Here is a 24,656-nt window from a genome sequence, read left to right on the forward strand (position 1 = left end):
TGCTCAGGGCTCAGGGGGCAGGGGCTCAGGCGTGCTGGGGCAGGAGGGCCAGCGCCTGCTCCACGGTCATCCGGTTGTCGCGGACGGCACCGAGCAGGGCGTCGAGGTCGGCGGCGCTGATCTGCGCGGGCGCCGGGGCGGAGGGGGCCGTGGAGGAGGCGGTGGCGGCGGGTGCGGAGCGGTCCGCCGAGCGGGCGGCGATGTGCGCGGCGAGGGCGGTCAGGCTCGGGTGGTCGTAGAGCACACCGGCCTTCTCGTCGAGGCCGTAGGCGTTGTTGAGGAACGCGACGAACTCGACGCCGAGGATCGAGTCGAGGCCCAGCGCGTTGAAGGTCGCGTCGACGTCGACGTCCCACACGTCGCAGTAGAGGGTCTCGGCGAGCTGCTCGCGCAGGGTCTCCAGCACGGCGGCGGAACGGGCGCCGTCGGCCGGGGCGGGTGCAATCGGGGCCGGTGCCTGAACGGGTGCGGGCGCGGCCGCAATCGGGGCCGGCGCCTGAACGGGTGCGGGCGCGGGCGCGGCGGGCTGCCCGGCGACCGCAGCGGCGACCCGGCGGGCGAACGCGCTCGGCGTGGGGTGGTCGTAGAGCTCGGTGGCCTTGAGGTCGGTGCCGAACTTGGCGTTGACCAGCGCGATGAACTCGACGCTGAGGATGGAGTCGACACCGAGCGACTGGAACGTGTGCTCCGGATCGAGGTCGCCCGGCTCCATGTAGAGAACCCCGGCGAGCACGTCCCGCAGATCCTCGGCCACCTGGTCCGTCCTGGGGGCGGCGGGCGGGGCTGCCGCGGGCTGCGGCACCGGCGGCGCGGCGGCCGGAACCGGGGCCTGCGCCTGCGGCGGTGCCGGTGCCGGTGCCGGGGTCGCGGCCCCGCCCAGCGGTCGGAGGGAGATCTTGCGGGCTCGGGTCATGGGAGACGCCTCCTGAGGCGTGGTCGTGTTCGTCACGGGCGGCGCCGCGTTCAGTGGCCGGAGCACGGCGGTCGCGGCGGCGGGCGCGGGGGCCCGCACGGGTACCGGCTCGGCGACCGGCCCGGCCGTAGGCGCGGGGGCCTGCGAGGCGGCGGCACGCAAGAGGGCCTGTACGGCGGCCGACGCGGGCACCTGGGCGGCGGCCGGTTCGGCCACCGGCGCCGGGGCGCGCCCGGGGACCCGTACCGGAGCCGGCTCGGCCGCAGGCGGGGGCCCGGCCGGTTCGGGCGCAGGCGCCGCGGGCTGCGCCGGGCGGCCGAAGTCGCGGAGGTGGGAGCGGAGTTCGGGGGGTGTGGGGGACGCCGTGCCGAGGCCCTGACGGTGGAGGCGTTCGATCTGGAGGTCGTACCAGCAGCGGACGCGCTCGAAGGGGTAGTGCGGCAGCGGTACGCGCCGGGCGTCCGGTCCGGCGCCGCAGACGGCGACCCGGTCGATCCGGCCTCCGTCGAGCCACACCCGTACGGGATCGTCGGCGGCCACCTCGGTGCGGCGCCAGGGCCGGGGGCGGCCCGCCGCGACGGCTTCGAGGCCCGCGAGAAGCTCCGGAAGCGACCCCGCCGCGACCGCGGCCCGGTGCTGCAGATCGGCGCGTCCGGCGGCGAAGGTGTGGGCGACGTCGGCGGGCCGCACCGGTTCGCCGCGCTCGGCGGCGGCGGTCAGCGCGTCACGCAGCGCGCCGGCGTAGGCGGCGAGTGCGGTGTCGGTGCGCGCGGAGAGGAACACCACGACGGGTTCGTTCTCCTCGGGGCCGCGCGGGGCCCGCGCCGGCGGTCCCTCGACGACGACGTGGGCGTTGCCGCCGCCGGCGCCGAAGGAGCTGATGCCGGCGCGCAGCGGCCGGTCGGTGCCGTCGCGGGTGGTCCAGGGCGCGATGTCCTGCTGGACGGTGAACGGCACGCGGTCGAAGTCGATCTCGGGGTTGGCGGGGGTGGCGTGCAGCGAGGGCACGAGGGTGCGGTGCCGCATCTGGAGCAGCACCTTGGCGAGCGCGACGGCGCCCGCCGCCGATTCGAGGTGCCCGACGTTGGACTTCACCGAGCCGATGGGCAGGTCGCCGGGTCCCTTGACGCCGTCCCGGGAGAACGCGGAGGCGAGGCCCCGGATCTCGATGGGATCACCGAGCGCGGTGCCGGTGCCGTGGGTCTCCACGTAGTCGAGGTCGCCGGCGCTCAGCCCGGCGTCGCGCAGGGCCTTGGTGACGAGGTCGGCCTGGGCGCGCGGGTTGGGCACGGTGTAGCCGTTGGTGCGGCCGCCGTGGTTCGCGGAGGTTCCGCGGATCACTCCGTGGATGTGGTCGCCGTCGCGCAGGGCGTCGGCGAGCGGCTTGAGGACGAACGCGCCGACGCCCTCGCCCGGTACGTAGCCGTCGCCGCCCGCGCCGAAGCTGCGGCAGCGGCCGTCGCTCGCGGCGAACCGGCCCTGGCCCAGCATGAAGTACTTGTTGGGGTGGATCAGGACGTTGACGCCGCCCGCGATGGCGACCTTCGAGCTGCCGGCGCGCAGCGACTCGACCGCGAGGTGGATCGCGGTGAGGGCGGAGGAGCAGGCGGTGTCGACGGCGGTGCTCGGGCCCTGGAAGTCGAAGAAGTAGGAGACGCGGTTGGCGATGGACCAGTAGGCGCTGTTGGCGAGCACGTGGTTGCCGCGCAGCCGCTCCTCCGCCTCGTGGAGCTGGTACTCGCCGTACATGGCGCCGACGAAGACGCCGACGTCCTTGCGGTGCACGGGGTCGCCGCCGGTGACGAGGGTGTCGGGTGTGTACCCGGCGTCGTCGAAGGCGGCCCAGCAGGACTCGAGGAAGAGCCGGGACTGCGGGTCGACGGTGCCGGCCTCGCGCGGGGAGATGCTGAACAGCGGCGCGTCGAAGTTCTCGACGCCGTTCACGAAGCCGCCCCACTTGGTGTACGTGCGGTCGGTGCGGGTCTTGTCGGGGTCGTAGAGGGCCTCGGCGTCCCAGCGTTCGCGGGGCACCTCGGTGATGCTGTCGCGCCCGGCGACGAGGTTGTCCCAGAACGCGTCGAGTCCGTCGGCCTCCGGGAACCGTCCGGCGACGCCGATGATCGCGACGGCGCGGGGGTCGACGGCCTCGGGCGCGACGTCCGGCGCGGGCCGGGGCGTGGCGTGGAGGCGGGCGCTCTCGTCGAGCGGCGCGGTGGAGGAGGCGGGCGGTTCGGCGGCGGCCGGGGCGGGTTCCGGCTGTGCGGCGCCGGTGAGTTCGGCGCAGCGTTCGGGGAACTCCTCGACGAGGTGCTCGGCGAGCTCGGCGACCGTGCGGCACTCGAAAAGGAGCGTCTTGGAGAGCCGGCCGAAGTCGGCGGCCAGGAGTTCCACCACGCGGATGGCGAGGAGCGAGTCGACGCCCAGGTCGTCGAAGGGCCGGTCGGGGGTGACCTGTTCGACGGGCGTGCGGGTCGCCTCGGCGACGACGGTCCGCAGCCGCTCCTCCAGCAGTCCGGCGACCGGGGCCGCCGCGGTACCGGTGGCGGGGGCCGCGGCCGGGCCGGGTTCCGGAGGCGTCACCTGTGTCACCGGCGTCTCGGGGGTCTGGGGAGCGGCGACGGGTTCCGGGTCGAGCAGCGCGAACGCCTCCCGCATCCGGTCCAGGTCCCCGTACAGCACGACCGGCGTGCTCTCCTCGCCGGCCCGCTCGGGGGCGCCGAGGAGGGCTTCGAGGACGGCGGTGCCGGTGGCGGCGGGCATCGGGCGCATGCCGAGCGCTTCCAGTTCCCGCTCCGCGTCCGGGCCGGTCCGCATGCCGCCCTCGGCCCAGTACGGCCAGCTGACGGAGAGCGAACGGCCGCTGCGGGAGGCGGACTTGGCGAGGCGGGCGCGGCGGGCGACGAACGCGTCGGCGGCCGCGTTGGCGAACGCGTAGTCGGCCTGCCCGGGGCTGCCGAGCGCTCCGGAGACGGACGAGTAGACGACGAAGAAGTCCAGCGGCCAGTCGGCGGTGGCCGCGTCGAGCGCGGTCGCGGCGGTCAGCTTCGCCGCGATCACGTCGGCGGCGTCGGTGGTCTCCTTGCGCAGCACGTACGCGTCGCGCAGGACGCCCGCACAGTGCAGCACGCCGTGGACCGGGCCCGCGGCCCTGATCCGGTCCGCGCAGGTACCGACCGCGACGGCGTCGGTGCTGTCGAGCCGGTGGTACGTGACCGATCCGCCGGTGCGTGCGGCGTGTTCGGCGAGCCGGGCGATCTCCGCGCCGCGTTCCCCGTCGGCGGCGGACCGGCCGGTGAGGACGAGGTGCGCGGCGCGGGTGTCGAGCAGGTGGCGGGCGAGGAGAGTGGCGAGGCCGCCCATGCCGTTGATCCAGTACCGGCCGCCGTCGCGGAACGGAGCGCCGCCGCCGGCGGGGAGCGCGGTGGGGCGCAGGACGGAGGTGGTGAGGGCGCCGTCGCGGGCCACGGCGAGCCGGCGGGCCGCCGGGGGCCGGGTGACGGCGGCGCGGACGGCGGAGGCGAGCGCGTCGGGTCCGGCCTCGGCGTCGAGCGCGAGCGCGGTCACCTCGAAGCGCGGGTTCTCCCCGGCGAGCGAGCGGCCCAGGGCGGCGACGCCGTGGCCGGTGACGGCCGCCGCGTCGTCGAGGGCGTCGGCGGGGTGGGGGACGAGGACCTTGGCGCCGCGCCGGGACAGCGGGCGCAGCAGTGCCTTGAGGAGGGCGAGCAGGCGCAGGGCGTCGGCCGGGGAGCCGGTGGCGGCCCGCTGAAGCGGCCACACCACGACGGGCGCGGTGGTGCCCTCGCCCAGCCGGGCGACGAGCTCGGCGCCGGTGGCGGCGGCCTGCTCGGCGTCCTCGGGGTCGGGCAGCCGCACGTCGGCCCCTTCGAGGGGTGCGTCGCCGATGACGACGAGCGGGGCGTCGGGGCGGTCCTGCGGGGACGCGTCGAACGGGGTGCTCGCGGGCGCGAACAGGTGGACGCCGTCGGGCAGTTCACGGGGTTGTACGGAGGAGCCGTCCGTGCGTGGGACGGGGCGCAGGGCCAGGCCGTCCAGAGTGAGGACGACGCTTCCGTCCGGGCCGGCGACCGTCACGTCGTACTTGCGCACCCGGCGCCCGCCGCCGGCCAGTCGCACGGGCCGCACCCGTACCCATGCCTCGCGCGGCAGCGGGGCGTGCACGGTGAGGGCGTCGACGGCGAAGGGGATGAACGTCTCGCCGTCGAGGTCCTCGCGCAGGACGCATCCGATGACGGTCTGCAGGGCGCCGTCCAGGACGTACGGGCACAGGGTGTCGCCGCCGGAGGGACCGTCGGCGGCGATGCGGGCGAGGGCGCCCTCGCTGCCGTGGCGCAGTTCGCGCAGCACCTGGAAGGCCGGGCCGTAGGTGACGCCGTGTTCGGCGAAGTAGCGGTACAGGCCGGCCGGTTCGGCCGTGTCGGGGAAGGCGGCGCGCAGGGCGGAGAGGTCGAGCGGGGCGGGGGCCTGCGGGGTGCCGGTCGTGGGGCGGGCCTCGGCGTGCTCGGTGTCGGACAGGACGCGCACGCTGTCGCCGGTGACGGCGGCGGTCAGGGTCAGGGGGGCGGTGACCTCGACCGGCCGGTGGAAGGCGATGTCGGCGAGGCCGGTCGTGGCGGGGTCGGCGCGGCGGGCCGCGGTGAGGGCGAGGTCGAGCTGGGCGGCGGCGGGCAGCACCGGGCGGCCCGCGACGACGTGGTCCGCGGCGACCGGGTCCTCGGGGCGGACGGTGCGGGAGGGGGCGGCGCCGGGGCGGGGCCAGAGCGTGCGGGCGAACGGGTAGCCGGGCAGCCGGACCCTGCGGCCCGCCGGTGCGTCCGTGTCCGGCAGCTCGCCGGTGCCCGCGGCCCAGGCCCGGTAGGGCTCGGGCGCGGTGGCGGCGACCGGTTCCGCGCCGGCGGCCAGCTCGCGCAGTCCGTCGGCGAGTTCGGTCACGGACGCGGCGTGGAGGACGGCGCGCACCCGGCGGGTGCTTCGGCCCGTGCGCAGGGTGTGGGCCACGTCGGTGAGGGGGTGCTCAGTGACGGCACCCGCGAGTTCACCGGCGAGGGCGCGCAGCGCGGTCTCGGTGTGGGCGGACAGGACGCACCACCGCGCGTCGCCGTCCCCTTCGGTGCCCTGCGTCTCAAGTCGCTGGACCGGCGGGGCCTGTTCGAGGACGACGTGGGCGTTGGTGCCGCCGATGCCGAAGGAGCTGACGGCGGCGCGGCGCGGCCCGTCGGGCACGGGCCAGCCGCCGGAGACGAGGTCCGCGTCGGCGACGCGCAGTCCCCCGGCGCCGCGCAACGCGCGGTTGGGCGTGGAGAACGGGGCCTGGACCGGCACGGTGCCGTGTTCCAGGGCCAGGACCGCCTTGACGACGCCCGCGATGCCGGCGGCCGTGTTGAGGTGGCCGAGGACCGACTTGACGGAGCCGAGCGCGGCGGGGTGCGGGCGTTCGCCGCCGTAGACCCGCTCCAGCGCGGCGAACTCGACCGGGTCGCCCAGGTGGGTGCCGGTGCCGTGGGTCTCCAGGTAGCCGACGGAGTGCGGGTCGGTGCCGGAGACGGCCAGGGCCTCGCGGATCACGGCTTCCTGTCCCTCGGGGGAGGGCGCGTGGTAGTCCATCTTGCGGCCGCCGTCGTTGTTGACGGCGCTGCCGCGCAGCACGGCGCGTACGGGGTCGCCGTCGCGCACGGCGTCGGCGAGGCGGCGCAGCACGAGCGCCCCGCCGCCGTTGCCGAAGAGGGTGCCGTCGGCGGTGTCGTCGAAGGGGCGGCACTCACCGGTCGGGGAGAGGATCATGCCGGGGGCGGCCAGGTATCCGGCCTGCGGGAAGTGCAGGGAGGCGGCGGCCACGACGGCGAGGTCGCACTCGTGGCCGAGCAGGCTCTCGGCGGCCAGGTGCAGGCCGACGAGCCCGCTGGAGCAGGCGGTCTGGACGGTGAGGCTGGGGCCGGTGAGTCCGAGCTTGTAGGAGACGCGGGTCGCGGCGAAGTCCTTGTCGGACGAGGAGAAGCGGATCATGCCGGCGGCGTCGAGCTCGGTGATGCCCACCGGCGGGAGGGTCGGCTGGCCGACGGAGACGTAGGCGGCGGTGCGCAGTCCGGTGCGGTCGGGGGCGAAGCCCGCGTCCTCCAGGCCGTGCCAGGCGACCTCCAGGAGCAGACGCTGCTGCGGGTCCAGCCATTCGGCGTGCTGGGCGCTGTAGCCGAAGAACTCGGCGTCGAAGGCGTCCGCGTCCGCGAGGACGACGCCGGCGGGCACGAACTCCTCGCGGGCCACGGTGGCGGGGTCGTGCCCGAGGGCGATCAGCTCGGCGTCGGTGTGGCGCCGGATGCCGGAGCGTCCCTCGTCGAGCAGCTGCCAGAGCCGGCCGACGGAGGTCGCGGGCCCGAACCGGCAGGCCATGCCGACGACGGCGATGGCGTTGGGGTCGATTCCGTGGGCGTCGTGGGTCATCGTTCGTCTCCGAGTCGGAACGCGCGCCGCAGCTCACGGCGGGAGGGTCGGTCGGGGGCGGCGGCGGTCGCTGCGGGGGCGGAGGGGGTGGTGGCGCCGAGGCGTCCGGCGAGCAGGCCGACCTGGTCGTCGACGGTGGGCCGGGCGAACAGGTCGGCGAGTTCGATGCCGGTGTCCGGGTATGCCGCGTCGAGCCGGGCGAACAGCTGGCCGAGCAGCAGGGAGTTGCCTCCGAGGTCGAAGAACCTGCGGTCGGCGGGGACGTCGTCCGTCTCCAGCAACTCGCGCCACAGGCCGAGGACTTCGGCACGCAGCGCGTCGGTGTTCACCGATACCGATGCCGTCTCCCCGGGGACCGCCTTCGGAGGAGTGCCTGGCGACGGAGCGGCGGGGGTCTCCTGCGCGGCCAGCCGGACGGCCTCCTTGCGGTCGACCTTTCCGTTGGGCGTGAGCGGCAGTTCCTCCGCCGCGACGAGCCGGTCGGGCAGCATCCACGGCGGCAGGCTCGCCGAGGCGAAGTCGCGCAGCGCGGCGAGGTCGGGCAGCGGGCTGCCGGCGCGGGGCACGGCGATGACGAGGAGCCGGGCGGAGGGGCCTTCGCCGCGCACCGCGAGGACGACGCGGGCGAGCGCCGGGTGGGCGCTCAGCACGGCCTCGATCTCGCCGAGTTCGATGCGGTGGCCGCGGATCTTGACCTGGCTGTCGGCGCGGCCGAGGAAGAGCAGGCGTCCCGCCTCGTCCCGCCGGACCAGGTCCCCGGTGCGGAACCAGCGGCCTCCGCCGGTGGCCCGGACGGGATGGCCGGTGAAGCGTTCGGCGGTGAGGCCGGGCTGCCGCCAGTAGCCCTGGGCGACGCCGGCTCCCCCGATCCACAGTTCGCCCGGCTCCCCCGGCGCCGCGGGACGGTGTCCGTCGACCTCGGTGAGGACGAGTTCCGTCGCGCCGATCGGCTCGCCCAGGTGGACGGGGCCGTCGTCGGTGACGCGCGCGATGGTGGACCAGATGGTGGCCTCGGTGGGTCCGTAGACGTTCCACAGGCTGCCGGTGCGTCCGGTGAGAGCGGTGGCGAGGCTGCCCGGCAGCGCCTCGCCGCCGCAGAGCGCGACCAGTCCGTCCGCGCCGCTCCAGCCGCCGTCCACGAGGAGCTGCCAGCCGGCCGGGGTGGCCTGCATCGCGGTGATGCCGCGGGACTCGATGAGACGGGCCAGACGGCGGGCGTCGACGACGTCGGTGCGTTCGGCGACCACGACGGTGCCGCCGGTCAGGAGCGGCAGGAACAGTTCGAGGACCGAGATGTCGAAGCAGACGGTGGTGACGGCGAGCAGCCGGGCCGGGTCACGCTCGTCGATGCCGGTCTTCGCCGCGATGGCCTCCAGGGTGTGGACGACGTTGGCGTGGGTGACGCCGACGCCCTTGGGCCTGCCGGTACTGCCGGACGTGAACATCAGGTACGCGAGGGCGGTGGGCGCGGGCGGGCTCCCGGCAGGCGCGCCGGTGCCGCCGTCGTCGCGCAGGTCCGCGGGGTCGAGGGTCGTGAGGCGTCCGGGCAGCAGCCAGGTCAGGTCCCGGTCGGCGACGGCGACGGCGCAGCCCGCGCCCTCGACGACCAGGGACAGCCGTTCGCTGGGATAGGAGTCGTCCAGCGGGACGTAGGGGCGGCCGCTCTTGAGGATGCCGAGCAGGACGGCGGGCAGCCGTGCGGAGCGGTGCATCAGGACGGCGACCGGCTCGCCCGGCCGGGCCGCCGCGTCGACGCGGCGGGCGACGGTGTCGGACAGGGCGTCGAGTTCGGCGTAGCTGAGGCGCTCGGCGTGGTCCTCGACGGCGGTCGCGTCCGGGCAGCGGCGCACGGTCGCGGCGAAACGGGTCACGAGGGTGCCCGCGGCCGGGTCGAGCAGGTCGGCGACCGAGGTGCCGGTCGTGGTGCGGGCGGCGGCCGCGAGGTCGACGGCGGTGCGGCGCAGGTCCTCCACGAACCGGTCCACGCCGGCGCCGTCGAGGACGGCGGTGCGGTGGTTGGCGAGGATCTCGGTGCCGTCGGGGGTGTCGGTGATCTCGAGGCCGAGGTCGAAGTGGCCCTGCTGGCCGCGCCGGTGCACCGGCTCCCATCCGGCGGGCGCGGGCACGTCGTCCCGCTCCCAGTTCTGGTAGGCGAGCGTGACGGTGGGCAGCGCGTCGTCGCCGTGCGCGGCCCGGCACAGGGCGGCGAACCGCGGGTAGGGCAGCGCCGCGTGGGCGAGGGCCTCGCGCACGGACCGGCCGAGGACGCGCAGCCAGGCGGCGGGGTCGAGTGCCGGGTCGACGTCGACGCGTACGGGGACCGTGTTCACGAAGCAGCCGACGGTCGCCTCGTCCTGTGCGGAGGAGCGCCCGTAGGTGGGCACGGCCACCAGGAAGGAACGCCGGCCGGTGGCCCGCGTCAGGGAGAGGGCGAACGCGCCGAGCCACGCGGTGAACCGGGGCACGTCCGCGGCCCGCGCGAGCTCGCCGAGGGCGGCGGTCAGACTGCCGGGCAGCGTGTACTCGCGGTGGGCGCCGGCCGCGCCGGCCTGCTCACCGCCGCCGGGGAAGAGGACACCGGCGGGGGTGGCGTCGGCCAGGCGGGTGCTCCAGTGGCGCTCGGCCTCGGCCCACACGGCGGGTTCGGCGGCGTCGCGTTCGCGGCGCAGCGCCGCGGCCGGCGAGCCCGCCTCGGGCAGGCCGGCGGACACGCCGCGCACATGGGCCTCGTACAGGGCGGTGATGTCGCGGCGCAGCAGGTCGGCGGAGCGGCCGTCCACGGCGATGTGGTGCGTGGTGAGCTGGAGGACCGGCCGCTCCCCGGCGACCTCCCAGAGCACGGCTCGCAGCAGCGGTTCGGCGGAGGTGCGCAGCCTGCGGTCAGCCTCGTCGGCGACGGCCCGCTCCAGCGCCTCGCCGTCGACGATCCGAGTGACGAGCGCGGGGGCGTCCGGCGCGGGGACGAACGCGGGGCTGCCGTTGTGGGTGCGCACGCAGCAGCCCAGCAGGGGGTGGCGGCGCACGAGATCCGCGACAGCGGCGCGCACGGCCTCGCGGTCGGCGCCCTCGGGCAGCCGCCAGGACAGCGAGATGTTGTACGGGGTGTGCGGGGCGGCGGCCTGGTCCGCGGCCCACATGCCGACGAGCCGGTCGGGCAGCGGGGCCGGGAACGTGGCGTCGGCGACCGGAGCGGCCGGAGCGGCCGGAGCGGTGGTGGCGCCCTCGGCGGCGAGGGCGGTCAACTGAGCGCCGTGCGAGGCCAGCAGACGCTCGGTCAGGTCCCGCAGTCCGGTGCTGTCCAGGAGCAGGGGCAGCGGCACCCGGCCGAGGTCGTCCTCCAGGATCCGGGCGAGCCGCATCAGGGCGATGGAGTCGAGGCCGTGATCGGCGAGCGGAATCTCGGGATCGAGGTCGATGTCACCGGGCCCCCGCCCGACGGTCCGCGCGACCCGCCCCGTGATCCAGCGCAACGCGCTCTGCTCGGGGCCGCCGGGGGCCGCCTGCGGTACGGGAGCGGTCTCCGGCCGGGCGGAGGTGACCGGAGCTCGGGGCTTCGTGCGGGCGGGCCCGACCACCGGCGCGGGCTGCCCGGTGACCACGCCCACGGCCGCTTCCCACGCGGTGAGGTCGCCGGCCGCCAGGGCCGCGTAGGGCGTGGTGGCGTCCGGGGCGAGCAGGGGCCAGACGCGGCTCAGGGCCGCGCGGGTGGCGACGGGGCGCAGGCCGTAGGTGTCGGCGAGGTAGGCGAGGGCGTCGGGTTGCGGGGCCATGCCCGCGTCCGCGAGGACGGGCCAGCCGACGGAGAGGGTGCGGCCGGGCCGGCCGGTCGCCGCGCGGCAGGCGGCGAAGCCGTCGAGGAAGCCGTTGGCGAACGCGTAGTCCGACTGGCCCTGGTTGCCGACGAGCGCGGCCAGGGACGAGGCGAGGACGAAGAAGTCGAGGGGGTGGCCGGTCAGGGCCGCGTCCAGGCGCAGGGCGCCGAGCACCTTGGCCCGGCACACCTCTTCGACGGTCTCGGCCGTCTTGCCGCGCAGGAATCCGTCGCGGAGCACGCCGGCCGTGTGCACGACGCCGCGCAGCTGGACGCGTTCCCGGGCGAGCCACGTGCCGAGCGCGGCCATGTCGTCGGCGTCGGCGACGTCGCAGCGGCGGTAGGTGACGGCGCCGGCCCGGCCCTGTTCACCCAGTTCCTTCAGGGCCGCGGCGTCCGGCTCCGAACGCCCCACGAGCACCAGGCGGGCGCCCGGGGTCCGGGCCAGGATGTCGGCGGCGACGTGCCGGCCGAGTCCGCCGAGTCCACCGGTGACGAGGTAGGTGCCGTCGGGCCGCAGGGGCGGGCAGGCGGTGTCCGGGGCGGTGGACGCCGCGCCGGCGAGCGGGCGCAGGACGGACACCCTGCGCCCGGAGCCGCCCAGCCGGACCCAGTCGGCGCCCGCGGCGGGCCGTGCGGCCTCGGCGAGCAGTTCGGTGACGTCCGTGGGGGCGGCGGCCCCGTCGAGGGTGACCAGGCGCACCGTGAACCTGCCGGTCTCACCGGCGACGGTCCGCGCCAGGCTGTGCAGGCCGTGCACCAGGGGCGGGAGGGTGCCGTCGCGCCCGGCCCGGGTGACGAGCAGGACGCGGGCACCGTCCAGGGCGCGGCTGCGCACGAACGCGCGCAGGAGCCGGAACGCGGGGGCGAGTTCGCCGCTCACGAACCGCTGCCACTCCCCCGTGACCTCGTCCGGGGACAGCGGTGCGGTTCCGAGGCGGGCCGCCGCGCCGCCGTGTGCCAGGTCGACCAGGACGACGGCGGGCGGGCCGGTGCGCCGGGCGGTCTCCGCGAGGGTCTCCTCGTCGGCGGCCTGCTCCGCCCCGAGGGTGGCGGCGGCCTGCGCGTCCCAGCCCGAGGCTCCGGTGCCGACGACCCACAGGGGTGCCTGCGGGAGGTCGGGCGCGGCCGCACCGGCCGGTGCGGGGCTCCAGTCCGTCGTATATCCCCGTACGGGAACGGGGTCGGACGCGGTGTGCGTGGTGGAGGTCGCGGCCGGGCGGGGGGCGGCCTGCGGGCGGGTGCCCTCGTCGACCAGGACGCGGAAGCCGGTCACGTCGGCGAGCACGTCCCCGCTGTCCGGGTCGACGATGTTCAGGTCGAAGACGTGGATGCCGGCCGCGGTGTCGTGCCGGACCCGGCGGGCGTGCACATAGGCGCCGCCGGTTGTCGGCTGATGGACCGTCATCCGTTCGACGGCCAGCGGGCGCAGGGTGCGCCCGGCGCCGGATCCTTCCCGCAGCAGGAGGTACGCGGCCGTCTGGCAGGCCCCGTCGAGCAGCGCGGGGTGCATCACGTGGCGGCCGTCGGGGTCCTCGCCCTCCGCGAGCCGCAGCTGCGCGGTGACCTCCTCGCCGCGTACGACGGCCCGCCGCACGGTGCGGTACATGGGGCCGTAGGAGAATCCGTGGGCGGCGAACAGCCCGTAGAAGTCCTCGCCGTCGCCGGCGCCGATGTGGGCGTCGAGATCGGCGGTCCGGTAGACGAGGACGGGCCGTACGGGGCCGTCGGCGCCGGGGGCCGGGGCCGGGTCGACCCAGCCCTGGGCCACGACGTCGTCCTCGACGCAGGTCCTGAAGCGCCGGGAGCCGCGCCCGTCGGGCTCCTCGAGGACGGTGCTGACCGTCATGGGCAGGCCGGCGGCCGGGCGCGGCCAGACGAGGTCCCGCAGGACGGTGCGGTAGGGGTTGCCGCCCGCGCCGAGCAGCGCCTCGTGCACCAGTTCGGGGTGGAAGGCGCCGGGCAGCAGCGCCTCTCCGTCGACGACGTGGTCGGCGACCCAGCGCGAGGCGCCGCCCAGGCGCGCGGTGACGGTGCGGGCGGCCGGCACGGTCAGGGTGTCGGTGAGCGGCATCGGGGAGGTGCCGGACTCGGGCAGCGCGCAGCGGACGCGGGCGAACGGCGTGCCGGGCAGCGGGACGCGCCGCCCGCCTGCCGTGGGGGCGCAGGCGGCGTCGGCGACCCAGGCACGGGCTGCGTCCTCCGCGCCGTCCGCCCGCGGGTCGGTGAGCAGCGCCGGGTGGTCGGCGCCGTCGGCGAGGGCGCGCAGCGCGGCGCGCAGTTCGTCCGTGTCGTGGGCGGTCACGGCGGCCCGGCAGGGGCCGTGGTCGCGGCCGGTGTGCAGGGTGTGGGCGATGTCGGTGAGGCGGTGGCCGTCGACGGCGGCGGCGAGTGCGCGGGCCGTGTCGGCGAGGCGTCCGGCGTCCGGTGCCGAGAGGGGTATCAGGACGGGCCCGGCCGCACGCTCCGCCGCCTTGTGGTCCTCGCGGTACTCCTCCAGGACGACGTGGGCGTTGGAGCCGCCCGCGCCGAACGAGCTGACGGCGGCACGCCGCGGTGTGCCGGAGACGGTGCCGGACCAGGGTTCGGCGGCCGTCTGGATGCGCAGCGCGGTGCCGTCGAGGCCGAGCTTCGGGTTGGGCCGCTCGGCGTGCAGGGTCGGTACGAGGCGTGCGTGCCGCAGTTGCAGGATGGCCTTGGTCAGTCCGGCGATCCCGGCGGCGGCCTCGGCGTGCCCGATGTTGGACTTGACGGAGCCGACGCGCAGCGGGCCGTGGGTGCCGGCGTCCTCGAACGCGAGCGCCAGGGCGCGCAGTTCGACGGGGTCGCCCAGTTCGGTGCCGGTGCCGTGCGCCTCCAGGTAGCCGACGCTCGACGGGTCGACGCCGGAGCGGCGCAGGGTGGCGTCGATGAGCGCGGCCTGGGCGCGCGGGTTGGGGACGGTGTAGCCGCCCGTGCCGCCGCCGTGGTTGAGGCCGGTGCCGCGGATCACGGCGTGGATCGTGTCGCCGTCCGCCTCGGCGCGGTCGAGGCGCTTGAGGACGACGGCGCCCGCGCCCTCGCCGGGCACGAACCCGTCGCCGCCCGCGCCGAACGCCCGGGTGTGCTCGCCGCGCGAGGGCATGCCGAGGGCGCACAGGCCGGTGAAGCGGTCCGGGTGCAGGTACAGGTTGACGCCGCCCGCGAGCGCGAGGTCCGCCTCGCCGTTCTGCAGGGCGCGGCAGGCCAGGTGCAGGGCGGTCAGGGAGGACGAGCACATCGTGTCGACGGTCAGGCTCGGGCCGCTCAGGTCGAAGACGTGCGAGACGCGGTTGGCGACGGACGCGGCAGCGGTGACCGCGTACTCGGGGTTGTCGGCGCCCGCGGCACGGGCGTCGCGCTGGACGAGGAGGTGGCTGTTGGCGGTCACTCCGGCGAACACGGCGACGGACGGGCCGCCGTGGCTGCCCGCGAGGCTCCGCCGGGCGTAACCGGCGTTCTCGAAGGCCTCCTTGGCGATCTCCAGGAACAGCCGCTCCTGCGGATCCATGAGCGCGGCCTCGCGCGGGGTGAGCCGGAACATCGCCGGGTCGAAGGCGTCGATCCCGTCGACGAAGCAGCCCCAGCGGGCGTATCCGCCGCCGAGGGTGCGGGCGGTGCGCCAGTCCCACCGTTCGGCGGGCACCTCGCGCACCGGGGTGCGCCCCGCGTCCAGCAGCTCCCAGAACGCGTCGACGTCGGCGGCGCCCGGGTACCGCCCGGCGAGTCCGACGACGGCGATGGCGTCGCCGTCCGTGGCCCGCTCGGGGGATGCGGCCACGGGGGTCACCGGTGCCGCCCGGTGGGGCCGGGCGACCTCGCGTACGGTCTGCTCCGCCTCCATACGCATCGGCAGGGGCGCGCTCGGCGCCGGAGCCAGGTGCAGGGCCAGGTCCCTCGGGGTGGGGTGCTCGAAGAGCAGGGTCGAGGTGACGGTCCGCTCGGGGTACCGGGCGCGCAGCCGCTCGCAGAACTCCTCGTTGAGCAGGGAGTCCACGCCGAGCGCGGGGAAGTCACGGTCCGGGTCGAGCAGGGTCCGGTCGCGGGCGGTGAGCTCGGCGACTAGGTCCAGGAGACCGTCCAGGACGTCCCCTGACGGTGGTGTCCGCACCGGCTGCAGTGCGGCGGAGCGCTCCGCCGCACGGCCGGGGGCCGCCGTCCCCCGCGCCGCCAGCATCGCGGCCAGGTCGTCCACGGTCCGGTGCTCGAACAGGGCGGTCGCGGTCACGGGACCGTACCGGCGCGACACCGCCTCGACCAGTTCCATGTTCAGCAGGGAGTCGACGCCCAGTTCCTGCCAGGGCAGATAGCCGGGCACGTCCGCGGCGGGGTCGCCGAGCAGGTCACGTACGACGGCCCGCAGCCCCTCGGCGATGTCCTGGACGGCGGGGTCAGCCGCCGCTGCCGCTTCCCCGGGCGCCTCGGCGCCGGGCGGGAGGCAGGTCAGCAGGGCCACGCACCCCGGCACGTCCCGCAGCCGGTCGACGCCGGTGAGCCGCCAGCCGTGCTCCTCGAGCAGCGCGCGCCAGCGCGGCACGTCCAGGAGCGGGCCGTGCGGCATGCGCCGGTCGGTGTCGACGTAGCGCCACCAGCCGTCGGTCAGGCCGAAGGTGAGGGTGTAGACGGCGGCGGGGGCGACCATCTCGGCGAGGAGCAGCCGGCCGCCCGGGGCGAGCAGCCGGCCGATGTGGTCCAGGGTGCGGGACAGGTCGCGGGTCGCGTGGATGACGTTGCTGGCGACGACGAGGTCGACGGCGGCGGCCGGGAAGCCCTGGGGCTCCGGGTTCTTCTCGATGTCGAGCAGGCGCGGCGTCACGCGGTCGCCGAAGCGGCGGCGGCCGTGCTGGAGGAAGGCCGGCGACACGTCGGTGTACGTGTAGTCGGCGTCCCGCACTCCGCGCGCGTCCAGGGCGGCCAGCGCGGCGGTGGTGGTGCCGCCGACGCCCGCGCCGATCTCCAGGATCCTCGGTGCGCGCAGCGCGGCGGCGCCGTCCGCGAGGGCTTCGGCGGCGGCGGCGTTGACCGGGTCGAAGAGCTGGTTGCCGCTGTAGACGGCGGTGACTCCGCTGAGGTCGCCGCCGGGGAACAGGACGGCCGTGGCGGGCAGTTCGCCCCGCAGGACGGGCCCGTACGACTCCAGGGTGCGGTCGAGCAGGGTGAGGTGTCCGGCCAGGTCGGGGTGGTCGGCGAGCAGGCGGTCGCGGGTGCGGTCCAGCTCCGCGCGGCTGGGCACAGAAGCTCCCGCCCCGGCGTGCTCGGCGAGGAGTTCGAGGATCGCGGCGAGCAGCCTGCGGTGCTCGGGGACGATGCCGAGGAGCGTGGCCGCCGCCTCGGTGTCGGTCGCGGGGCGCGCGGCGAGCGCCGGCGCGAGACCGAGCTGCGTCATCCGGTGCGCGAGCGCGCCGCGCGCGTAGGTGTCGAGCCGGCGGGCGGGGTCCGCGCTCTCCCCGGCCGTGGCGGGCGCGGTGAGCGGGCGCAGCGGCTCCGGGTCGCCGCTGAGCACGAGGGACTGCGGTCGGTTGCCGGACATGCCCGCTTCCAAGGCGGCCACTCCCCTTTCCGGGTCGAATGCGGTGATGCCGGGATATTCGCGGGCGACGTGCGTGGTGTAGCGGCGGGCGAGACCGGTGTCCCGCCACAGCCCCCAGTCGAAGGCGCGCACGGCGAGTCCGGTGTCGCCGTCGGCGGCGGTGGCGTAGTGGCCGAGGAAGGCGTTGGCGGCCGAGTAGTTGAGGCCCCCGACGCTGCCGAAGAGGCCGGCGGCGGAGGAGAACAGGACGAGGGCGGCGGGCCGGCCTTCCGGGCGCTCGCGCAGGGCGCGGCGCAGGGCCAGGACGGCGGTCACCTTGGTCGCGAGGACCCGGTCCAGGTCCTCCCGGCGCAGGGTGTCGAGCCGGGCCGGACTGAGGGAGCCGACGCTGTGGACGACGCCGTCCGGTTCGCCGAACGCGGCCCGGCAGGCGGCGACGGCGCGTTCGACGGCGGTGGGCTCGGCGATGTCGGCGCTGAAGTACCGTGCCCGCGCGCCGAGTTCGGACAGCCGGTCGATGAGCGCGGACGTCCGCTCGTCGGCGGGCGAGCGGCCCACGATGAGGAGTCGCGCCCGGTAGCGCCGGGCGAGGTGGCGGGCCACTTCGGCGCCGATGCCTCCGGCGCCGCCGAACAGCACGTACGTCCCGCCGGTGACGAAGCCGTCGCCGCCGGCGGCGGGTGCCGGTGCCGGGCGGTCGGCGTAGATCTGGCGCAGGCGGCGGCCGCCGCGCAGGGCGACGAGCGGCACGGCCGGGGCGCAGGGTTCGGCCAGGGCCGCGGCGAGTTCGGCGGGTCCCGCGTCCGCGTCGAGGTCGACGGCGGCGGCGGTGAGGCCCTCGACCTCGCGGGGCAGGGTGCGCAGGGCACCGAGCAGGGCGCCCTGAAGCGCCGCTCCGGGCCGCGGGGCGCCGCCGTCCGGGTCGGTGAGGCCGACGGTGACGAGGGTGAGCCGGGCACCGTCCTGGGCGCGGGCGATGGTGAGCAGGGTCTCGAGCCGGTCCCCCAACGCCCTTACGCCCGCCGCGTCCTCGCTCCAGCGGGAGCCGTCCACGAGGAGCGCGACGTGCTCCGCACCCCGCAGGGCCCCGACGAGCCCGGGGTCGTCGGCGGACACGCCCCGCACCCCAGTACTCCCGGCGAGCCAGGCACTGTCAGCGTCGTGCACGACCACGATGTCGTGGACGGGCGAGGAGTCCGCGGGGGCCGCCTCGACCTGCCATTCCGGCACCAGCACCCGCACATCGCCCGGGACGGAGACAGGGACGGAGACGGCTGCGGGCGAGGCGCCCTCGGCACCGGCCGTCGCAGGCAGCAACGCAGAACCGGTCCGCGCGCCGTCCCCGCCGATCACGGATGCGGACCCGGCGGCGGGCGAGGCGCCCTCGGCACCGGCCCTCGCAGGCACGGGGACAGATCCGGACCGCGTGCCGGGAATCCCGGCACGCCGTGCGCTGTCCATACCCGGCGCCGGCACGGTCCCCGCCGTACGCGAGTCGGGGCCCTCAAACGCTGACCCCGCCGGTCCTTCCGACCCTTCCGGTCCGAACACCCCGGCACCACGGCCCGATCGGTCCTCAGCGCGGGCGGACGCGGTGGCGTGCAGGCGCAGGCCCGCGACGCGCAGGACCGTCCGGCCCTCGGCCTGCGCCTCCAGGTCGACGACCGTGTGCGTGGCGCTCTGCGCGGTGCGGACGATCCTCAGGTCCGCCCGCTCGGGCACGGTGCCGGACCAGTCCACCTGTTCCGCCGCTGCCGCGACCTGCAGGCCGGGGGCGTCCGTCAGGGACAGGGAGGTCTGCAGCACGGCGTCCAGCCACGCCACACGCCGGGTCCGGGCGTCCGAAGCGGCAGGGGCGACGAGGTGGGCCCGGGCCTGTTCGCCCTGGCGGCGCAGATCGCGTACGACGTCGTAGACCGGGCCGGTCACGATGCCGCGCCCGGCCAGGACGCCGCGCAGGTCGATGTCCCGGGCGGGGCCGTGGGGTTCGCCGGCGGGCAGGGGCGCCGCGGGGGCGTCGGCGCGCTCGGCGCGGGCGACGGTGGCGCCGTCGTGCTCGACCGTGATCCGGACGGCGCCGCCCGTCTCCTCGCTGCCGCGCAGCAGACGCACGGAGCCCTGTGCGGGCACGGGCACCGGCCGCAGGAAGCGCAGGTTCCGCAGCGCGACGGGGCCGCCCTCGGCGAGCGCGTCGATCAGGGCCGCGCCCGGGAGGGTGGTGGTGCCGCCGACCCGGTGCTCGGCCAGCGGGTCGCCGGCGCGCACGACATAGCCCTCCGCGCCGGGCAGCCAGTGGGAGTCGCGCTCGAAGGGGTACGGGACGAGCGGCACGCGGCGCGGGTGCGGCCCGCCGGACCACCGGCCGGCCCAGTCCGCGAGGCTTGTGTCCGCGCCCCCGAGCCAGTCCCGCAGCCAGGGGTCGGCGGGCTCGTCGTGCTCGCCCCGCGTGGCGAACGCCCGTGCCGCTTCGGCGAGTTCGTCGAGGTCGCGGACGACGAACAGGGCGCGGTGCGCCAGGTGCCTGCGGCCGGACTGGAGCGTCCAGGCGATCTCGTCGAGCGCGGGCGCCGACGCCCCGGCGGCCAGCTCGGCGAGGCTCGCGGCGAGCCGCGTCAGGGAGCCCGGCGTCGCCGCGGACAGCGGTACGGCGAACGGCCCGCCGCCCGGGGTGCGTGTGCCGTGGACCTGCGGTGCCTCCTCCAGGACGACATGGGCGTTGCTGCCGCCGAACCCGAAGGCGCTCACCGCCGCGCGGCGCGGTGCGCCACCGGTCCCGGCGGGCCAGGGCACCGGCTGCGCGGCGACCCGGACCGGGGTCCCGTCGAGCTCGATGTGCGGGTTGAGTCGGGTGAAGCCGGGCGTGCCGGGGATCAGGCCGTGCCGCAGCACCTGGACCGCCTTGATGACGCCGGCGAGGCCGGACGCGCCTTCCAGATGGCCGATGTTGGCCTTGGCCGAGCCGACCCAGACGCGGCCCTCGGGCCCCGCCGCGCGTTCGGGCATGCCCTGCGGACCGGCGTCGAGGACCTCGCGGAAGGCGTCCAGCTCGATGGGGTCGCCGAGCGGGGTGCCGGTGCCGTGCGCCTCGAGGAAGCCGAGGTCGGCCGCGCTGAGGCCGGACCGGTCGAGCGCGGTGCGGATCAGTCCGCTCTGCGCGCGCGGGTTGGGCGCGGTCAGCGCGGCGGCGCGGCCGCCGTGGTTGACGGCGGTGCCCCGGACGACGGCGAGCACGGGGTCGCCGTCGGCGAGGGCGCGGCGCAGCGACTTGAGGACGAGCCATCCGGCGCCCTCACCGCGTACGAAACCGTCGGCGTCCGCGTCGAAGACCCGGCTGCCGCCCTGGGGCGAAAGCATGCCGGCCCGGCGGTAGGCGCGGGCGTTGAAGCCGTTGCTGAGCAGGTTCGCGGCGCCCGCGAGCGCGACCTCGCACGCACCGGAGCGGACGGCGGCCTCGGCGAGGGAGAGGGCGGTGAGGGCGCCGGAGCAGGCGGTGTCGACCGTGATGCTGGGGCCGGTGAAGTCGTACAGGTGGGAGATGCGGTTGGCGAGGAACGCGGGGAGGGTGCCGGTGGTGGCGTAGCCGTCGGCGGCGGGCCCGTGGGCCACCAGCTGCTCGCGGTAGTCGTAGCTGCACGTGGCGGCGTACACGCCGACGGGGGTGCCCGCGAGGGTGTCGGGGGCGAGGCCCGCGTGTTCCAGGGCGTGCCAGCTGAGTTCGAGCAGGGCGCGCTGCTGGGGGTCCATGGACGCGGCCTGACGCGGTGTCACGTCGAAGAAGTCCGCGTCGAACAGGTCGATGCGGTCGAGCAGTCCGGCGCGGAACCCGTCCGGCACCTCGCCCGCGAGCCGTCCCTCCCCCACCGGTCCGATACGGCACTCCCCCGCGCTCAGGAGCCGCCAGAAGGCCTCGGCGTCGTCCGCGCCCGGCACCCGGCAGGCCATGCCGATGACGGCGACGGCGTCGTCCGTGCCGGAGCCGGTCCCCGCGCCGATGCCGGAGCCGGTCCCCGTGCCGATGCCGGTGCGGGTGCCCGTGTCGTCGGCGCCCTTGCCGGTGCCCGCGCCCGACGCCGGTTCGCTGCCCTTGCCGGTGCCCGCGCCCGACGCCGTTGCGCTGCCGGTGCCCGCGCCCGACGCCGTTGCGCTGCCCGTGCCGATGGCGGTGCCGGTGCCCGTACCCGGGCCGTTGTCCTGGGACGGTGCCTGTTCCGGAGCCGGAGTGTGTTCCGGGGCCTGCTGCGGTGTGGGCGTCCGCTCGTCCCGGGCCCGTTCGGACAGCAGCTCCGCGAGGGCCTCCAGCGTCGGATGGCGCCAGACGGCCGTCGCGGGCAGCGGGACGCCGAAGGCGGTGCGGGTCTCACGGATCAGGAGCAGCGCACGCGCGGAGTCGAGCCCCTGCTCGCCGAGCGGGCGCGTGGGATCCACACGGTGGCCCAGTACCTCGGACGCCAGGTCGACGAGCCGCTCCAGCACATCGCCCCGCGGAGCCGCGGCCGGCACGGCCTGCACCGGGGTCTCGGGGCTGTCGTCGGCCGTGCCGGCCGAGCCGAGGGACGCGGTCAGCGCCTCCAGATAGGCGGACGCGTCCCGCCCGTTGAGCACGGTGTGGTCGAAGGCGAGCACCATCCGGCGCACGGGGCGCGTCCCGGAGTCGTCGACGCCGCCGAGGAAGAGGGTCGCGACGGCGGGCGGCACGACGACCGGCACCGCGAGGTCCGGGCCCCGGTCGCCGAGGTGGGAGAGCAGGAGAGTGACGCGGCCGTCGGCCTGCGACCGGCCGCCGAGCGCCTCCTCGACGGCCTGCGCGTAGCGGCCGTCGAACTCCTCGGCCGGCAGGGTGTCGGCCTCGCGCACCACGGCGACGGTGAGGTCGGCGGCGTCGGTGGCCACGGCGATCCCGAGGTCCACGTGCTCGTGCACCCGCAGCGTGCCCGGGTCGAGCCTGCGCGAGCGCAGCCGGGCTCCCTCGGGGGCCGCCGCGCAGCGGGCCGCGTGGTGGGCGAAGGCCTGGAAGGCGGTCGAGAAGCGGGTGCCGCGGTGCCGGCGCAGCGCGGCCTGGAGCGTCTCCTCGTCGACGAGCGCGGAGACGACGGCGGGGACGACCTGGTCGCGGGCGGCGAGAAGGGCCCGGTTGAGGGCGCGCTGGCGGTCGGACTGGGCGACGTCGGTGCACCCGTTCTCCGCCGGCTCCGCCTCGTCACCGCTCCGCTCGGCGATGTAGCGCTGGAGGTCGGCGGGCATCAGGCTGGTGCCCTGCGCGGGGATGCCGGGCAGCAGGCTCTCGTCGATGCCGAGGCGGCGGGCGTGCGCCCGGGTGCGCGGAGGGATGCGCCGCGTCCCGGCGGGCCGACCGGGCACACCCTGCGCGGACGCGCCGGGGGCCTGCGGCCCGGCGGCGGCCGTGACCTGCGTGTCCGCCACACCGGCCCCGCCCGCCCCGCCGGGCACGTCCTGGCGCAGGGGCACGATCCGGCCGACGGAACCGCCGATCGGTACGGTGTCGCCGACCTCGACGAGCCACGCCTCGAGGGTTCCGGCCACGGGGGACTCGATCTCGACGGCCGCCTTGTCGTGCTCCATCTCGTAGACGACCTCGTCCTTGGCGACCGTGTCGCCCGGCCGCTTGAGGAAGCGGACGATGCGCACCTCGACGATCCCTTCGCCGAGGCGCGGAACGGACAGCACGGATTCCGTGGTCATCTGCGCTTCTTCTCCCTGCGGTCAGGCCAGTACGGAACGGACGGCCGCGACCACGTCGTCGGCGGCGGGCAGCACGGCACGCTCGAGGTCGGGGTGGAAGGGGACGTGTACGTCCTCCCGGGTCACCAGGCGCGGCGGGGCGAGCAGCGAGTAGAACTCGTCGTCCCGCGAGAGGAGTTCGGTGATCAGTCCCGCGCCGAAGCTGCTGGTGCGGTTGTCCTCCTGCACCACGACCAGGCGGCCGGTGCGGCGTACGGAGGCCGCGACGGTCTCGCGGTCCAGGGGTACGAGCCAGCGCAGGTCGATCACGTCGGCGCCGACGCCGTCGGCCGCGAGAGCGTCGGCGGCGTCCAGGGCGAGTTCGGTGCCGTTGCCCCAGGTGACGACGGTGACGTCGGTGCCGTCGCGCAGGGTGCGGGCGCCGAGGGCCGGTGCGGGCCGCGCGGCCGGTTCGCGGCGGCGGCGCATGAGGTGCTTGGGCAGCAGGACGAGCGTCGGGTCGGGCGCGGTGAACGACTCGAGGAACGCGGCCTCGGTGTCCTCCGGGGTGGAGGGGACGACGACCCGGAGGCCGGGCAGGTGGGTGAACAGGCTCTCGTTGCTCTGGCTGTGCCAGATCCCGCCGCCGGGCAGGTATCCGCCCCAGGGCGCGTAGAGGACGACGGGGCACTGCCACGCGGAGAGGCTGCGCCAGCGCAGGGTGGTGAGCTGCGCCGCGATCTGGTTCCAGGCGGGTCCCGCGAAGTCGACGAACTGGAGCTCCACGACCGGCCGCATTCCGGCGGCGGCGAGTCCCACGGCGGCGCCGACGATGGTGGCCTCGGCGAGCGGCGCGTTGCTCATGCGTTCGCCCGCGGCCTCGCCGAGCCCCTTGGTGAAGCCGAAGACGCCGCCCTTGGGGTCGTCGATGTCCTCGCCGAACAGGACGAGTTCGGGGTGGCGGGCGAGTCCCGTGGCCAGGGCGCGGTTGACGGCGGACACCATGGTCCCGCCGCACGGTTCGGTGCGCGGCGCGGCATCGGCTTCCGCGGCGCCCGCGTCCGTGCCGCCCGTGACGGCCGGCGCGGGGGCGAAGAGGTGGTCCATGACGGTCTTGGGGTCGGCGGCCGGCTCGGCGGCGACGCGTGCGTAGACCGCTTCGACGTCGACGGCGTGCCGGGCCGCGGTGCGCTCGATCCACGCCTCGTCGACGACGCCCTCCTCGACGAGGCGGGCGCCGAAGATCTCCACCGGGTCGCGCAGCGCGGCCAGGTCCTCCTGGCTGCGGTAGACACGGTGGTCGTCGGAGGAGGTGTGGGGGTCGAGCCGGTCCAGTTCGCACCACAGGACGTGGGGGCCCTGGCCGCCGCGGATGGCGTCGAGGGCGGCCCGGCCGGCGGCGTGCACGGCGTCGGGGTCGGCGCCGTCGACGACGGTGGTGCGGTCGGAGGGGAGCAGTCCGAGGGCCCGGGGTGACATGTCGGCGGTCGGTGTGGAGATGCCGTAGCCGTTGTCGGAGACGAGGAAGAGGACGGGCAGCGCGCGTTCGACGGCGAAGGCGACCGCCTCGAAGAATTCGCCCTGCCGGGTGGAGGCGTCGCCGATGGAGCAGACGACGACCTGTTCGCGGTGCCGCAATTGCGCGGCCCAGGCCGCTCCGACGGCCGGCAGGCACTGGCTTCCGGTCGGGCTCGCGACCGAGAAGACATTCCCTTCGCGGTGGCCGAAATGGGCGCTCATATTGCGTCCGCCGGAATGCGAGGCGGCCTTGGCCATGAGGTCGCGGGCCTGGGCCTCGGGGTCCATTCCGCGGGCCAGCAGCAGGGTGCGGTCACGGTAGTGAGGGACGATCAGGTCCTCGGGTTCCAGCAGCTCACAGAGGGCGGCGAGCGCCTCGTGCCCGGCGGAGGAAATGTGGAACCAGGCTTCTCCCTGCCGCAGCACGATTCCCGACCGGCGGTCGCATTCGCGGGAGAGCAGCATGAGTTCGAGGAAGTCAGCCCGCCGGTCGGCGGGTATCCCCGAAGGCCCGGTTTCCTTCTTCCGATTCGTCACCACCGCATCGTGCCGTGCCACGGTGATCGCGGACATCGCCCCCAACGACCAATTGGGGAAAGGCGGTCGATCCCTCTTGAGAGGGAGTTCCGGGGGAATTTCCGCGGAACGGCGGCGGGGCCCCACCCCGCAGAGGGGTGGGCGGCGGTGGGGGGGGGGTTGAGCGGGGGGTAGAGGACACCGCCCCCCCCTCC

General features: G+C 76.3%; 3 protein-coding genes. All 3 read right to left on the reverse strand.

Translation table 11 applies throughout. The features are described from left to right. Positions 1-25: 25 nt before the first annotated feature. The 3 genes from ACFW9D_RS00245 to ACFW9D_RS00255 are packed head-to-tail and all read right to left on the reverse strand — an operon-like array spanning position 26 to position 24,462. A complete protein-coding gene (locus ACFW9D_RS00245) occupies positions 26-7,369 on the reverse strand; it encodes a beta-ketoacyl synthase N-terminal-like domain-containing protein (RefSeq protein WP_384616366.1) in 7,344 nt (2,447 codons plus the stop codon). Further along, complete coding sequence (locus tag ACFW9D_RS00250) at positions 7,366-22,428, reverse strand: amino acid adenylation domain-containing protein (RefSeq protein ID WP_384616368.1); 15,063 nt, start codon at positions 22,426-22,428, stop codon at positions 7,366-7,368. Before ACFW9D_RS00250 ends, ACFW9D_RS00245 begins: the two co-directional genes overlap by 4 nt. 21 nt (positions 22,429-22,449) lie before the next feature. Next, positions 22,450-24,462: a thiamine pyrophosphate-dependent enzyme gene (locus ACFW9D_RS00255; protein WP_384616370.1), complete on the reverse strand. Its 2,013-nt coding sequence runs from the start codon at positions 24,460-24,462 to the stop codon at positions 22,450-22,452. Positions 24,463-24,656 lie beyond the last annotated feature (194 nt).

The sequence above is a fragment of the Streptomyces sp. NPDC059524 genome (assembly GCF_042749255.1).
In the GTDB taxonomy this organism is placed as follows: Bacteria; Actinomycetota; Actinomycetes; order Streptomycetales; family Streptomycetaceae; genus Streptomyces; species Streptomyces xanthii.